The following is a 13,496-nucleotide window of genomic DNA, read 5'->3' as shown; positions in this document are numbered from 1 at the left end:
GATGTATCCCTTCCCGAAGTGGAGGGCCCCCTGGGGCCCGTGAACGCATCCGCGCGCGGGGTCTCGCTTCCCGCGGCCGCCCCGGCCGCACCCGCCGAAACAGAACCCCGAGCCCAACCCAACCAATCAAGCAACCGCAACGTCGACCGACAGTCGTACTCGTTGTAGTCCAAGATCCGCTGCCGCAACCCCGCAGCCCGCGCGTCCCCCTCACTCACCAGCTTCGCGTACTCCGCGTACTCCGTGACCGACGCCGTCGCGCTCGTGACGCCCTCCCGCGCCGGGTCGTCCTGCATGTAGAGCGGTTCGAGCTTCTTGATCGACTTCGACCGGTTGGAGATGCGCAGGCACGACCGGACCACGGCGTAGAGGTCGACGAGCACGCCGTCGCGCAGGAGCTGGTCCACCTCGTCCTCGTAGACGCCGTGGCGCGCCGCGATCGAGAGCAGGTGCGTCCGCTCGTAGGCGGCGTAGTGGTAGACGTGCAGGTCGGGGTGCTCCGCGAGCCGTGCGTGGAGGTGGTCCACGAATTGCACGAGCGCGTCGCGCTCACCTGCCAGGTCGTCGGCCCACAGCCCGTGGAAGGGCGGGTTGCCGCCGTCCGGCCCCGGGCGCTCGACCCAGCCGAAGAGGTAGTCGAGGCCCATGGCCGGCGCCTGGTCGTCTCCGGGCAGCCGCGCCTCCTCCCACAGGGGATCCCCCTCGAAGTCGAAGAACACGTCGCCCGGGCTCGGCGGCGGGAGGCGGTCGATCGCCTCGGTCGCCACGAGCTGCCAGCGCAGCCGTGCGTCGGGGCCGTCCGGGTCGACGCCGTCGGGCAGGTGGTCGAGCGCGACCGAGCCGTCGCCGTCGTCCAGCCCGAGCTGGAGACGCGCCTGGGCGCGCAGGCCCTCGAAGCGGCCCGCCGCCATGCCGTCCGGCGGGTCCTCGGCGGTCGCGAGGGCGTCGATCGTGGTGATGCCGGACGCGGACAGCCTGGCCCGCTGCGCCCCGTACACCCCACCGACCAGCAGGACGTCCCGGCTCTCCTGGGCGGCCTCGGCGCAGTCCGGGCAGTCGCGCAGCCGGCCGCACGCCAGGTAGCGCTCGTCGTGCCACCGCACGGGGCCCTCGTCGGCGACGTGCTCGTCCAGGACCTCGATCAGCCGGGTGCGCCGCTTGCGGAAGACCGGCAGCAGGTCGGCGAGCCGGTGCGACGTGGTCTCGCCGGTGCCGAGCACCAGGTGCACCTCGTCGGTCGGGTCGATCCGCGCCGCCATGAGCTGGTCCGCGTACGCGGCGAGCTGCAGCAGGGCGCGCACCTTGGTGCGGCGGGCGAGCTTGGAGTCGTGCACGGCGTACCGCGGCCGGGGAACGTGCGCCTCGGCGTGCCGGGGCCACCGCTCCGGCGGCACGACCCCCTCGGAGCCGCCCAGGCGGACCGTCTCCCCCAGCAGGTCGCGCACCAGGAAGTCGGCCCGGCCGTGGAACCGCCCGTCGAAGAACGAGGCCTGGTAGACGACGTCCGCGCCCTGCTCCAGGGCGGCCAGCGTGCGGTCGTGCGCGTCGACCAGCTCGTCCCGCGTCATGCGGCGGGCGGGCGCGACCTCGAGCACCCCGCCGGGCCGGTCGCCGTCGGCCGGGCCGAAGGCGCGCAGGTGCCCGGCGAGGACGCGCCGTTCGTGATCCTCACCGAGGGCCGCCGTGCGCGCGAGCATCTCGTCCTCCTCCCGCACCCGGCGCGGGCTGCGGCCCAGGAGCTCGTCGAGGCGGCGCAGCAGGCGGAACTCGCACTCGCCCGCGACCACGAGGTCGCTGGCCGAGTGCACGAGCGTGCTGGCGTCGTCGCGCTCCAGGAGGAACATGCCCCCAGGTCTACCAGTGACCTCTGACACGAGCGCGCTACTGTCGCTCCCACACGCGGGGGAAATGTCCGGCATGGCCAGTGCTTCTGGCGCCGACCCGCCTGCATGGCCGATAGTGGGGCCGACCGTATCGAAGGAGCAACCATGCCCGTGCGCTTCAACCCGCCTCCGGGTTGGCAGGTGCCCCCGGGATTCCGACCCGACTCCACCTGGGCTCCCGACCCGTCGTGGCCTCCGGCCCCGCCCGGTTGGGACTACTGGGTCGACCGCCCCGACGCCCCCCAGCCCGATTCCGGACCCACCGGTTCCGCCCCGCCGGCACCCCCCGCACCACCAGCTCCCCCGGCACCGCCGGCCCCCGTCAGCGGCCAGGACGGAGGTGCCGACACGAGGACCGTCGCGATCCAGGTGATCGACGCTCCCGCCCGACGTCCGGCGCCCGCGCCGTCAGCGCCCCCCGCCATGGTCCCCGCGGACGCGATGGGCTCGACCATGACGATGGCGCCCATCGGCGCCCCGCCCGCCGCGGGACCGCCCCGGCCGGGCTCCGGGCCGCAGCCCGTCTACCCGCCGCAGCCCGGGATGGCGCCACCGCCCCCGCCGCCCGAGGCCAAGGGCCCGGCGTCGGGCGTGCTCGCCGCCCTCAAGGGGCTCGGCGGCCGGAAGGCGACGACGCCTGCCGCCGCCGGCCCGGAGTCCCATCAGGGTGCCAACGGCCCCGGCCCGCTGAGCATCGACGACGCGAACCGCCGACCGGGCGGATCCGTCCCCGTCGGCACCGTGGCGCCCGGACCCCAGGGGTCCGGCCAGCGCCCCGGCGGCTCGTCGCGGCAGAACGGCTCGCGGCCCCCGGGCGCCGGGCTCATGGTCGCCATCGGCATCGCCGGGCTCGCGCTGGGCGTGATCATCGGCGTGGTCGTCACGGCCGGCCAGCAGGCCGACGCGAACCAGGCCATCTCGGACGCCCAGAACATCAGGTCGCAGATGGACGAGGCGCGCGCCGAGATCGAGGCCGACCAGGCGCAGGTCGACAAGCGGCGCGACGAGGTGGCCGAGCGCGAGAAGGCGCTGGGCGACCGCGAGGCGCAGGTCAAGGAGCAGGAGGCCGCGCTCAAGCAGCAGCAGGAACAGCAGCAGCAGCAAGAGCAACAACAGCAGGAGCAGGAACAGCAGGAGAACGGGAACGGCAACGGAAACGGCAACGGGACCGTCTTCTACTGGAACTGTGACGCCGTCCGCGCCGCGGGCGCGGCGCCCCTGCCCAACACTGCGCCGGGCTACCTGCCGCACCTCGACCGGAACGGCAACGGCGTCGCCTGCGAGGACGGCGAGTAGGCCGAACCGCTCCATCGGAGCAGGACAAAAATGAGCGGGCCGAGGCAGATCCCCAGATTCTGCCTCGGCCCGCTCGGTTGTTCCCGGCCCACGCCATCTCCCCAGACGAGACGCGGACCGGGAAGTCTTAACCCCCGAAGAGTCCCTCCAGGAGTTCACCGAGACCGAGGGGATCCTCGTTCTCGGGAGCTTGGGTCGGCTCCTCGCTCGGAGCCGGGGTGGACGACACACCGCCGTCGGGCTGGACCTCGCCCGTCGCGGCGAGCTGCGACGCCTCGCTGATGTCGATCAGGCACAGCCGCCAGACGTCGGCGTCCACGCCCTTCGGGGCCTGCCAGAACGCCTTGCCGGTGAGGCCCGGCGGGGCGGTCCAGGGCGTGCCCGTGCGCTGCGCCACGCAGGCCTCCATCGCGGGCACCTCGTTCGCCTGCGGGTCCTCGACCAGCAGCGGGGCGAGCTCTGCGACGAGCGGCGAGGGCTCAGCGGCCTGCGGCGTCGCCACGGTCTTTCCCGCGACGTCGTGGATGACCGCGCACTCGGGCGACGTGCTGCGGCACCAGGACGCGCTCCAGGTGTCCTGGCTCGCGTAGACGAAACCGCGCGGCTCCGCCGTCGAGCGGTCGACCTGCAGCACGCGCATCCACACGCTGCCGTCGCCGAGCACGTCGAACGGCGTGACCGGGAGCGATGCGCCCGCCTGGGGCGCACCCTTCTCGGCACCGGCCCCCGACCCTGACCCCGGTGACGCGGACGCCCCCTGCGCGTCCGCGGCACCATCGGTCTGCGGGTCGTCGAAGACCAGGAACTGGTCTCCCTCCTCGGCACCCGAGGAGAAGCCGAACACGAGGGCAGGCCCGCCGTCGGACGGCAGGACCATCGCGTCGGACGTGACGCCGCGCCAGAGCAGGGTTCCACCGAGGTTCCCCGCGCGGAGGTTCTGCAGGGCGGTGTCGCCGCCCGCCAGGACCTCCAGGTCTGTGGCGCTGTGCCGGCCGTCGATCTTCGCCAGGGTCACGACCGCCAGGTAGCGGTCGCCCCCTCCGGCGGGAAGGCCGAGGTCGAGCACGGCGGTGTCCGCGTCGACGCGGTACGCCGCGGGCTGTGCCACCGAGCTGACCCCGGGCGCGAGCTCCGCGAGCTTCGTCACCGGGTCCGGCGTCGGCAGCGCGGTGGCCGACGGCGGCGCGGGGTCGACCTCGACCGTCGCCATCGGTTCCGCCGACTCGACGGGTGAGACCTCTACCGGGGCGCTGCTCCAGAGCCCCGGGATCCCCGGGAGCGCGCCCGCCACACCGGCGCCGGCCGTGGCCAGCACCAGCGTCGAGGCCAGCGAGACGCCGGCCCGGCGCACGGTGTGCTTGCGCCGGCTCGACCGCAGGACGCCGTCCAGGTCGAGCGTCGACGCGGGCACCGAGGCGTGCGCCGACTCGCGGAGCCGGGCGACGAAGTCGTCGTCGGGAGCGCCGTGGGAGAGGTTCATGTTCATCGCGTTCCGCCCAGCGAGTCGAGATCGAGGATCGCGCGCAGGTGGGCGAGGCCGCGCGAGGCCGTGGACTTCACGGTGCCGAGAGGAATGCCGAGCTCGGTCGAGACCTCGGACTCCGAGAGGTCCAGGAGATGGCGCAGCACCACGACGCGGCGCTGCTTGAGCGGGAGGCGCAGGAGGGCGCGCACGACGGTGTCGCGGTCGTCCACGGTGCGCGTGGGCATCCGGCTCGATGCGCGGGCCACGCGGACGTCGTCCTGCGGCAGCTCGTCGGGTCCGGTGAGCACCTCGCGCCGCGTACGGCGCCAGGCGTCGATGCGCAGGTTCGCCAGGACCCGGCGCGCGTACACCAGCGGGTCGCCCTGGCGGGCCTTGTGCCAGTGCCGGTAGCAGCGCTCGAAGGTCTGCTGCGTGAGCTCCTCCGCGCGGTGGGCGTCACCGCTGAGGAGGAAGGCCATCCGGTGCAGTGGATCCTTGGCCTCTCGCATGAACGCGGTGAACTCTTCGTTCTTCGAGGTCTGTGCGTTCCTGCGCGCGTGAGTGGCCCTCGGCCGGTCTGTACGCACGGGGAGCGAGGGTACGTCATCCGGGTCCGCCGACCCACCTCGAACCACCGTGAGCGGTCGGGTGGCGGGGACCGGTTCGGCCGAGCCCTTGCGAGGTCTGTCCTTGGTCCTGCCGAGGGTGCCGTTCGACGTGGCGGCGGGCCCGGGCTGCGGGTCGCGCTCGGTCGTGGCTGCCGGGTCGGTGTCTCCGTCGTCCGCGACCGGCACGATCGCGAGCTCCGCCGCCGACCTCGGCGTCGAGGTGGATGAGGAATCTGGGGTGTTCTGCTGGGTTGTCACGGTCTCCAGGTCGTCCGCAGAGCTGGAGTCGGCGCGCACGACGCGCAGGACCACGGGCTTGGGGGCCCGGGACTCTGGCGCTCGAACACGCGGACTCGTGACTGTCACGAACGGAACACGGCCGCACCGGGACGAAGGTTCCATTTTGGTTCAGAGAAATTTTCCGGGCCGTGCGTGGCCCCGGCCGCCGCGCCGTCCGCCACACGACGAAGCACGTGTCAGGCGCACAGGTCACGGGGGTGACCCGCACGTCTGACACGTGCTCGTCAGGGGTGGGTCAGCGGCGGAAGTCCAGCGTCCCCAGGAAGGTGTGGAGGTCCCGCAGGCCCTGCTCGCCGCCGTCGAACTCGACCACGAGGAACAGGTTCTCGCCCTGGTCCTCCTGGTGGATGTAGATGTCGACCCAGTAGTAGTCGGTCTCCCCGTCGACGTTGTGCGCGGTCGGGATCACCTCGGCGTAGTCGGCGCCCGGGACGTCGATCATCTTGGCCCCCGGCTGGTCGGACGGCGTCCACCAGAGGCCGCCGGGCTTGCCGCCCTGGACGTAGACCCGCTCGGGGACGTCCTTGTCCTCGGCGGCACGCGCCAACTCCTCGGCCGTGGCGTCGCTCCACCGCTTCAGCGTCTCCTGGTCGATGCCGGGTTCCACGTACATGACCTTCGGCCCGGTCCACTCCACGCCCGGAGAGAACTCGCCCTCCGTCTTCTCCGAGGTCCAGCCCTCCGGCACCGCGAACGTCAGGCCGTTGTGCTCGGTCCGGACCCAGTCGGCCGGGATCCCGCGCTCGATGGCGTCGAGCGCCGGCGCCGAGAACTCCGGCAGGTACCAGTCGGGCTCGCCCGCCTCCTTGAGCCAGAGGTTCCCGACGAAGTTCCGCAGCATCTCGTCACCCTCGGCGTTCGCCGTGAACCGGGTGTCGATGACCCAGCCCTCGTCGCCGCTGCGGATGGTGATGGTCGCGGGCCGCACCTTCCCCTCGCGGGCGTGCTGCTCGATGACCACCAGGTCGGCGCCCTCGATGTCGAGCGTCGTCGCGCCCGAGTCCTTCGCCGGCGCCTTCCAGCCCGCGACGTCGAACACGTTGCGGAGCTCGATCGTGGCGTCCATGTCGTCGATGGTGCCTGACTCGGACATGCCGAAGGCCCCCGGGAGGTCCGGGGCCAGCCAGCCGGCCACGCCGCCCGCGTTGACGTCGCCGACGGCGATCCAGCCGCCCGGCGGGACCTCGTACCAGAGCCCGCCGAGGATGTAGGGGGCGGCACCCGGTCCCTCGACCACGCCGCGCTCGACGCCCGCGAGCACGGGCAGCGTCCCGCCGCCGGTCTCCAGGTAGGTGGTGGGCACGTCGCTCGGTTCCGGCGTCGGCTCGGCCGTCGGCTCCGGCGACGGCGCGTCGGTGGACGGGGCCGACTCGCTGGTCGTCTTCACCGTGCCGGGCAGGGGCCCTTGCCGGTCGCCGTAGATCGCCCCGGCGACGCCGATACCGGCGCCCGTCAGCACCACCGCGGCGACGCCGGCCGTCACCGTGGTCACGACCCGGCGCCGGCGTACGGTCCGCACGGCCCGGGTCGCCATGGCCACCGCGTCGAGGCCCTCGGGCGGCTCGACCGTCGAGCTGGCGGCCCGCAGGTCGGCGAGCACCGCGGCGTCCTTCTTGGCGTGGATGTCGTGCACGTTCACGATCGGCTCCCTTCGCGACCGGGCACCACGAGGGTGCGGAGGCGCTCCAGGGCGCGTGAGGCGGTGGACTTGACCGTCCCGGTCGAGATGCCGAGCTCTGCGGCCGTCTCGGCCTCGGACCGGTCGAGCAGGTAGCGCAGCACCACCACCCGGCGCTGCTTGACGGAGAGCGCCAGGAGGGCGCGGACCAGGCGGTCACGGTCGGCCAGCCCGGCGTCCGACGCCGGGGCGCTCCGCTCGCGCAGGCCGAGCGACGGTTCGTCGGTGAGCACCTCGCGGCGGGTGCGACGCCACGTGTCGATACGGGCCGTCGCCAGCACGCGGCGCGCGTAGGCGAACGGGTCGCCGTCGCCCACCTTCTTCCACGCCTTGAACGTGCGCTCCAGGGCGAGCTGCACCAGGTCCTTCGCCCGGTGCTCGTCGCCGCTCAGCAGGTACGCGATGCGGTACAGCGCGGGGGTGTTCGCCTGCGCGAACGCCGTGAAGTCGGCGACCGGGTCGAGGCTGCTCCGGACGACGGGGATCTCGCCGGTGCCCTGCTCGGGTTCCAGGGTCACCGCCACCTCGCTCATCCGGTACACCACGGGGTGGTGTGGCCGGCGTGCCCCGGCGTGCGTTCACGGCGCCCTGCGCGCCGCATCGTGTGCGTCATGCACCTTAGACGCAGCCGGGGCCCGCCGAGGTTCCGTCCTTTCCGAACGGATCCGGGTCAGACGTACAGGTCACCCGGAGGTCCTGTACGTCTGACACGGGGTCAGAGCACGTGCGCCAGGAAGTCCTTGGTGCGCTGCTCCTGCGGGTCGTCCAGCACCTTGCCGGGCGGGCCCGACTCGACGATGACGCCGTCGTCCATGAACACGACGTGGTCGGCGACCTCCCGGGCGAACCCGATCTCGTGCGTCACCACGATCATCGTCATGCCGGACCGCGCCAGGTCCTGCATCACCGACAGCACCTCGCCCACGAGCTCGGGGTCGAGGGCCGACGTCGGCTCGTCGAACAGCATGAGCTCGGGGTCCATGGCGAGCGCCCGGGCGATGGCCACGCGCTGCTGCTGGCCGCCGGAGAGCTGCGCCGGGTAGTGGTCCATCCGGTCGGACAGCCCCACCCGGTCGATCAGCTCGACCGCGCGCTGCCGTGCCGCCTTCTTGGAGAGCCCCCGCACCTGGACGGGCGCCTCCATGATGTTCTCGAGCGCCGTCATGTGCGGGAACAGGTGGAACCGCTGGAACACCATGCCGATGCGCGAGCGCTGCTTCGCGACCACCTTGGGGTGGAGCCGGTGCAGCACGCCCTTGGCGTCCTCGCGGTAGCCCATGAGGTCGCCGCCCACGACGACGGAGCCGCCGGTGATCTCCTCCAGCTCGTTGATGCAGCGCAGGAGGGTGGACTTGCCGGAACCGGACGGCCCGAGGATCACGGTGACCTCACCGCGCGCGACGTCGAGGTCCACGCCCTTCAGCACGTGCACGGCGTCGTGCCCGTGACCGAAGACCTTGTGCACGGCGCGGACGGACACCATGTCCGTGGTGCTCGCCGGGACGGCCGTGGCGTCGGTGGGGGCGCTCATGGTGTCACGTCCTTGTTCACGTCGTCCTGCACGGTCCCGGCGGCGGCGATGGCGGCCTGCCTGCCACCGGCCGGGCCCTTGCCCCGGCCCCGGCGGCGGGTGGTCGTCCCGAACCCGCGCCCGTAGTACTGCTCCAGGTAGTGCTGGCCCACCATCAGGATCGAGGTGATGAGCAGGTACCAGAGCGCCGCGATGACCAGCAGCGGGATGGGCAGGAAGGTGCGGTTGCCGATCGCGCTGGTGGCGTAGGTCAGCTCGAACGTGAGCGGCACGGCGACCACCAGGGAGGTGGTCTTGAGCATCGAGATCGTCTCGTTGCCCGTCGGCGGCACGATCACGCGCATGGCCTGCGGCAGGACCACGCGGCGCATGATCTTGCCGTCCTTCATGCCCAGCGCCTTGGCGGCCTCGGTCTGCCCCGGGTCCACGGAGGTCAGGCCCGCGCGCACGATCTCCGCGAGGTAGGCCGACTCGTTGAACGCCAGGCCGAAGAGCGCCAGCCAGAACGCGGTGAGCACCTCGTCGGTACGGAAGGAGAAGAACTCCGGCCCGAAGGGGATGCCCAGCGACAGCCGCGGGTACAGCACGGCGAGCAGGCCCCAGAAGATGAGCTGCGTGTAGATCGGCGTGCCGCGGAAGAACCAGATCCAGGCCCAGCTCACCGAGCGCATGACCGGGTTGTCCGAGCGGCGCATCATCGCGAGCGCGACGGCGAGCACCACGGCGATCGCCATGGAACCGAACGTGAGCACCAGGGTCCACAGCACGCCGCGGATCACCACGATGTCCCGCAGGTAGAGCCAGACCACGTCCCAGCGGAAGTTCTCGTTCGTGATCAGGGCGTTGGCCGCCATGGCGGCCAGGATCAGCACGGCCACCGCTGCGACGAGGCGGCCGGGACGCGGCACGGGCCGCGCGTGGATGCGGTTGGGCACAGGGTCGCTGCCCGACGCGGAGGTCTGCGTCGTCACGTCACCCTTCCTTCCCTCTAAAAGTTGAGTGCACGGTACCCGTGGTCCGCGCCTGGCGCGGACCACGGGTGCCGTGCACCGGCGGACGGGTCACTCGGCGGGGTTGAGCTCCGCCTTGTCCACCACGGCGTCCGCGCTGCCCCAGCTCGCGAAGATCTCGCCGAGGGTGCCGTCGTCGATGAGCTTCTGCACCGCGGCCTGCACGGCCTCGGTCAGGTCCTTGTCGTCCTGGGCGACGACGATGCCGTACGGCGCCGCGTCCAGGACGTCGCCGATGGTCTCGATCTCGCCGGAGGTCTGCTCGACGGCGTAGGCGGTGATCGGCGAGTCGGCGTACATGGCCTGGAGCTTGCCGCCCACGAGGTTGGTCGTGACGTCGGCCTGCGACTCGTAGCGCACGACGTCGATCGGGTCCTCGCCGTCCTTCTCGCACTGCTCGGTGGCCGCGGTGAGCTCGTCGTCCTGGATGGTCGAGGTCTGCACGCCGATGGTGGTGCCGCACAGGGCCTCGGGGTCGAACTCGTCGGGGTTGCCCGCGGCGACGCCGTACTGCGAGCCGGCCGTGGCGTAGCTGATCATGTTCGCCTCGGCGGTGCGCTCGTCCGTGATGGTGAACGCCGAGATGCCCGCGTCGTACTTGGAGCCGATGGCCGGGATGATGCCGTCGAACGCGGCCGACTGGACCTCGACGTCCAGGCCGAGCACGGCCCCGACGGCGGTGATGGTGTCGATGTCGAAGCCGACCGGCGTCTTGCCGTCGACGTCGATGAACTCCGCGGGCGCGTACGCGGTGTCGGAACCCACGGTCAGGGTGCCCTTGTCCGCGATCTCCTTCGGGAGGAGCGCGGCGATCTCCTCGTCGACCTCGACGGACGACGGGTCGAACGACGCCTCGGCGCTGGCCTCGTCGGAGGCTCCGTCGGAGCCGGCGGGCTGCTGCGACGCGTCGGTGCATGCAGTCAGCACGAGGGTGGCGGCGGCAAGTGCGGCCGCGGCGGTCAGGGCGGGAAGCCTGCGCATCAGGGGTCTCCTGGTCGGGTTTTTTGATCGTCTCGCGAGGCCCCCGGCGACCCGACAGATCTCTGTCATCAGGGGAGCAGAGAACCCGACGGCGCACGTGGCGCCTCGACTCGAGTCTCACCCAACCGTGACTGGTCCCTGGCGTAAACCCGCAACTTAGAGACCATTGTCACACTGTGATGAAGGGCATGTTTCTGCTACATTTCGCCCAGCTCACAGCACCTGACCTGCGAAGACGCCCGTCCGACGCCGTTGGTGATCTTGACCGTCACGCGCCCGCGGCGCGGCTCACCGGCCGAGCAGCTCCGCCACGTAGCCGCCGCGGAACTTTCCGGCGGGGTCGAGGCGCGCGGCCAGCGCCGCGAAGTCGTCGAACCGCGGGTACAGGCCCGGGAGGTCGGAGACCGGGACGGTGAACAGCTTGCCCCAGTGCGGACGCGCGCCGAGCGGCAGCAGGGCCGCCTCCAACTCGGGCAGCGCGGCGCGCACGGCGGGCCAGTCCTGCTTCCACGTGAAGTGGAGCGCCAGGCTGTCCCCCGGCGCGGTGCTCAGCCACAGGTCGTCGCCCGCGACGGTGCGGATCTCGGACGTGAGCAGCAGCGGGCCCAGCCGGTCCCCGAGCGCACGCACGGCGCGGACGGCGTCAGGCCCCGCCGCACGCGGCAGCAGGTACTCCGACTGGAGCTCCTCGCCCAGGGACGGTGTGAAGTCCAGGCGGAAGTGCGGCAGCCGCTCGAACCACGGCCCGGGCACCCCGCCCTGCTCGGTGCAGGCCACGGCGGCGACGTCGGGCAGGGGGTGCATCGCCCGGGTGGCGGGCGCGGCGCCCAGGCCGGTCAGCAGGTCCGCCGCGGGGACGGGCCCGGACGCGCCGGCCTCGTCCACCCGGGACTTGCACCAGACCAGGCGGACGTCGGGCTCGAACCAGCTCGTGAAGACGCTGACGGAGTACGCGCTGCCCATGACGGCGTCGAGGTTCTCGGTCAGCGCGTCCCAGGGCAGGCCGGTGAAGACGTCCTGGCGCACGTCGAAGGCCGGCACGGTCGCGAGCTCCACCCGCGTGAGGACACCGAGGGCGCCGAGCGCCACCACGGACCCGGGGAAGTCGGCGTCGCCGGGGCGCAGGGTCAGCGTTTCCCCGGAGGCGGTCACGAGCTCCAGCCCGACGACGTCGCCGGCGAGCGAGCGCGTCCCGTCACCGGAGCCGTGGGTGCCCGTGGCGACCGCACCGGCGATCGAGATGTGCGGGAGGGAAGCCATGGCGGGGAGGGCACGGCCGCTCGCGTGCAGGTCGGCGACGACGTCGCCGTAGCGCAGGCCGGCGCGGACGGACGCCACGCCAGTGGCGGGGTCGACCTCGAGGGCCGGCCGGCCGTCGTCGAGCCGGTCGAGCTGGACGTGCACGCCGGTCGTGTCGGCGACGTCCGAGAACGAGTGGCGCGAGCCGAGGGCCCGGACGCGGGGCTCGCCGGCGACGATGCCGGCAAGCTCCGCGAGGGTCCGGGGGCGCTCGGTGCGCGCGGAGGAGTACGTGAGGTTCGCTGCCCAGTTCTTCACCGGACCAGGGTGCCACCCCCGCGTCCGATCGGACGCGGTCGTTCACATAGCGTTCGGTTCAGGACTCAGGCGCTCGCGCCGGCGTTGCGGACCACCGGGATCCGCTGGCTGATACCGACCATGTCCAGGACCTCCATCACGACCGACGACGGCTCGCGGAGCTGGACGGGCGAACCCGTCTCCTCGCCGAGCACGAACACCTGGAGGATGAAGGCGACCCCGGAGGAGTCGATGAACGTGACGTCCCGTGCGTCGACGATGACGGGGTCGGGATCGGGTCGTGCGGCGAGCATGGCCATGGCCTCGCTCGCGTTCTCGCGCAGCAGCGCGTCGATGTCACCCCAGAGGGTCAGCACCGTGCCCTCGTAGGTGTTCCGGCAGGCGATACCGGATCCCAGCCGTCCGGGAACCACGTCCTGCGCTGAGTCTGACGGGAGAGGGTCCATGGGGTCATTCGCTCCGTCCTGCATTGGTCGGGCCTCGACTTCGTTGACACTTGCTTCGGTACTACTGACGCGGACGTCAACTTGGACACTTCTTGGTGTTGTCTGACCGGTCCTTGCCCCAGCAGGGCAAGAATTACCTAGGGCGAGTGTTCACCCGACACCCGGCTTACGTCCACCCCCCAGGCGTTACGGTCACGTTGCACGGAGGAGAATTACCGTGCCTCCCGTGGTGCGGGCCCGTTCGGCACCGCCCGAGACGTGGCTCAGGCGGGGTCGGTCACGTCCGCGACCGTGGCGTCGAGCGCCGACGTGAGGTCGACGGCATCGACCGTGGCACCCACACCGTGGGCCCCTCCGCCGATCGACACGGGTCCCGGCTCTGCGAGCCGTGAGTCCGCGACGACGGGCCACCTGTGGAACGACCCGAACGGGGTGATGGTTCCCCGCTCATAGCCCGTGACCTCGAAAGCCACGTCCTTGCTCGGCATCGAGAGCCGCGAGACGCCGAGCAGCGCGCGCAGCTTGGGCCAGGAGATCTGCCGGTCGCCCGGGACGAGCACGAACAGGAAGTCGTCGTCGGCACGGCGCACGACGATCGTCTTGATCAGCTTCGCGGGATCCACCCCGCGCGCGGCCGCGGCCTCGGCGAGGCTCGCCACCTGGCCGTGCCGGGTGATCTCGAACGGGATGCCCGCCGCCTCGAGCGCGGTGACAGCACGTTCTTCGCTCATGAAATTTCCT

The 13,496-nt window shown here is 72.1% G+C and carries 12 protein-coding genes; 1 reads left to right on the top strand and 11 read right to left on the bottom strand.

Annotated features, from left to right (window positions below; translation table 11 throughout):
• Positions 1-1,844 (bottom strand): TM0106 family RecB-like putative nuclease (locus tag ACFV9Q_RS13675; RefSeq protein ID WP_377234851.1); only part of this gene is annotated, 1,844 nt, incomplete at its 3' end.
• Between the two features lie 408 nt (positions 1,845-2,252).
• Between ACFV9Q_RS13675 and ACFV9Q_RS13670 the strand changes: the two genes are divergently transcribed.
• Positions 2,253-3,179, top strand: a complete 927-nt coding sequence (locus ACFV9Q_RS13670; RefSeq protein ID WP_377234850.1) for an excalibur calcium-binding domain-containing protein — start codon at positions 2,253-2,255, stop codon at positions 3,177-3,179.
• A 127-nt stretch (positions 3,180-3,306) separates the two neighbouring features.
• Here ACFV9Q_RS13670 and ACFV9Q_RS13665 read toward each other — a convergent pair whose 3' ends face one another.
• The 10 genes from ACFV9Q_RS13665 to ACFV9Q_RS13620 form a co-directional block, all read right to left on the bottom strand.
• On the bottom strand, positions 3,307-4,659 hold the full coding sequence (locus ACFV9Q_RS13665) for a hypothetical protein (protein ID WP_377234849.1): 1,353 nt from the start codon (positions 4,657-4,659) through the stop codon (positions 3,307-3,309).
• Between the two features lie 2 nt (positions 4,660-4,661).
• The gene (locus ACFV9Q_RS13660; protein ID WP_377232042.1) at positions 4,662-5,231 is read right to left on the bottom strand and encodes a SigE family RNA polymerase sigma factor; all 570 of its coding nucleotides are present in this window, start codon (positions 5,229-5,231) and stop codon (positions 4,662-4,664) included.
• A 556-nt stretch (positions 5,232-5,787) separates the two neighbouring features.
• Positions 5,788-7,191 (bottom strand): hypothetical protein, encoded by a 1,404-nt coding sequence (locus ACFV9Q_RS13655; protein ID WP_377234848.1) that lies wholly within the window; start codon positions 7,189-7,191, stop codon positions 5,788-5,790.
• Positions 7,188-7,763: a SigE family RNA polymerase sigma factor gene (locus tag ACFV9Q_RS13650; RefSeq protein ID WP_377234847.1), complete on the bottom strand. Its 576-nt coding sequence runs from the start codon at positions 7,761-7,763 to the stop codon at positions 7,188-7,190. Before ACFV9Q_RS13650 ends, ACFV9Q_RS13655 begins: the two co-directional genes overlap by 4 nt.
• Before the next feature lie 182 nt (positions 7,764-7,945).
• Positions 7,946-8,761 (bottom strand): amino acid ABC transporter ATP-binding protein, encoded by an 816-nt coding sequence (locus ACFV9Q_RS13645; RefSeq protein ID WP_377234846.1) that lies wholly within the window; start codon positions 8,759-8,761, stop codon positions 7,946-7,948.
• On the bottom strand, positions 8,758-9,732 hold the full coding sequence (locus ACFV9Q_RS13640; protein WP_377232038.1) for an amino acid ABC transporter permease: 975 nt from the start codon (positions 9,730-9,732) through the stop codon (positions 8,758-8,760). The genes ACFV9Q_RS13645 and ACFV9Q_RS13640 overlap by 4 nt, the downstream gene beginning before the upstream one ends.
• Before the next feature lie 90 nt (positions 9,733-9,822).
• Complete coding sequence (locus tag ACFV9Q_RS13635; protein WP_377234845.1) at positions 9,823-10,752, bottom strand: ABC transporter substrate-binding protein; 930 nt, start codon at positions 10,750-10,752, stop codon at positions 9,823-9,825.
• Between the two features lie 288 nt (positions 10,753-11,040).
• Entirely contained in the window at positions 11,041-12,309 is a 1,269-nt protein-coding gene (locus ACFV9Q_RS13630) for an FAD-binding protein (RefSeq protein WP_377234844.1), read from the bottom strand.
• Positions 12,310-12,374: 65 nt separating this feature from the next.
• Positions 12,375-12,665: an STAS domain-containing protein gene (locus ACFV9Q_RS13625; protein ID WP_377230302.1), complete on the bottom strand. Its 291-nt coding sequence runs from the start codon at positions 12,663-12,665 to the stop codon at positions 12,375-12,377.
• A gap of 353 nt (positions 12,666-13,018) precedes the next feature.
• On the bottom strand, positions 13,019-13,486 hold the full coding sequence (locus ACFV9Q_RS13620; RefSeq protein WP_377230301.1) for an aminoacyl-tRNA deacylase: 468 nt from the start codon (positions 13,484-13,486) through the stop codon (positions 13,019-13,021).
• Positions 13,487-13,496 lie beyond the last annotated feature (10 nt).

The organism is Promicromonospora sp. NPDC059942 (assembly GCF_042731755.1).
GTDB lineage: Bacteria > Actinomycetota > Actinomycetes > Actinomycetales > Cellulomonadaceae > Promicromonospora.
Note: the sequence above shows the minus strand (reverse complement) of the source record. Positions and strands in the feature narration are given on the sequence as shown.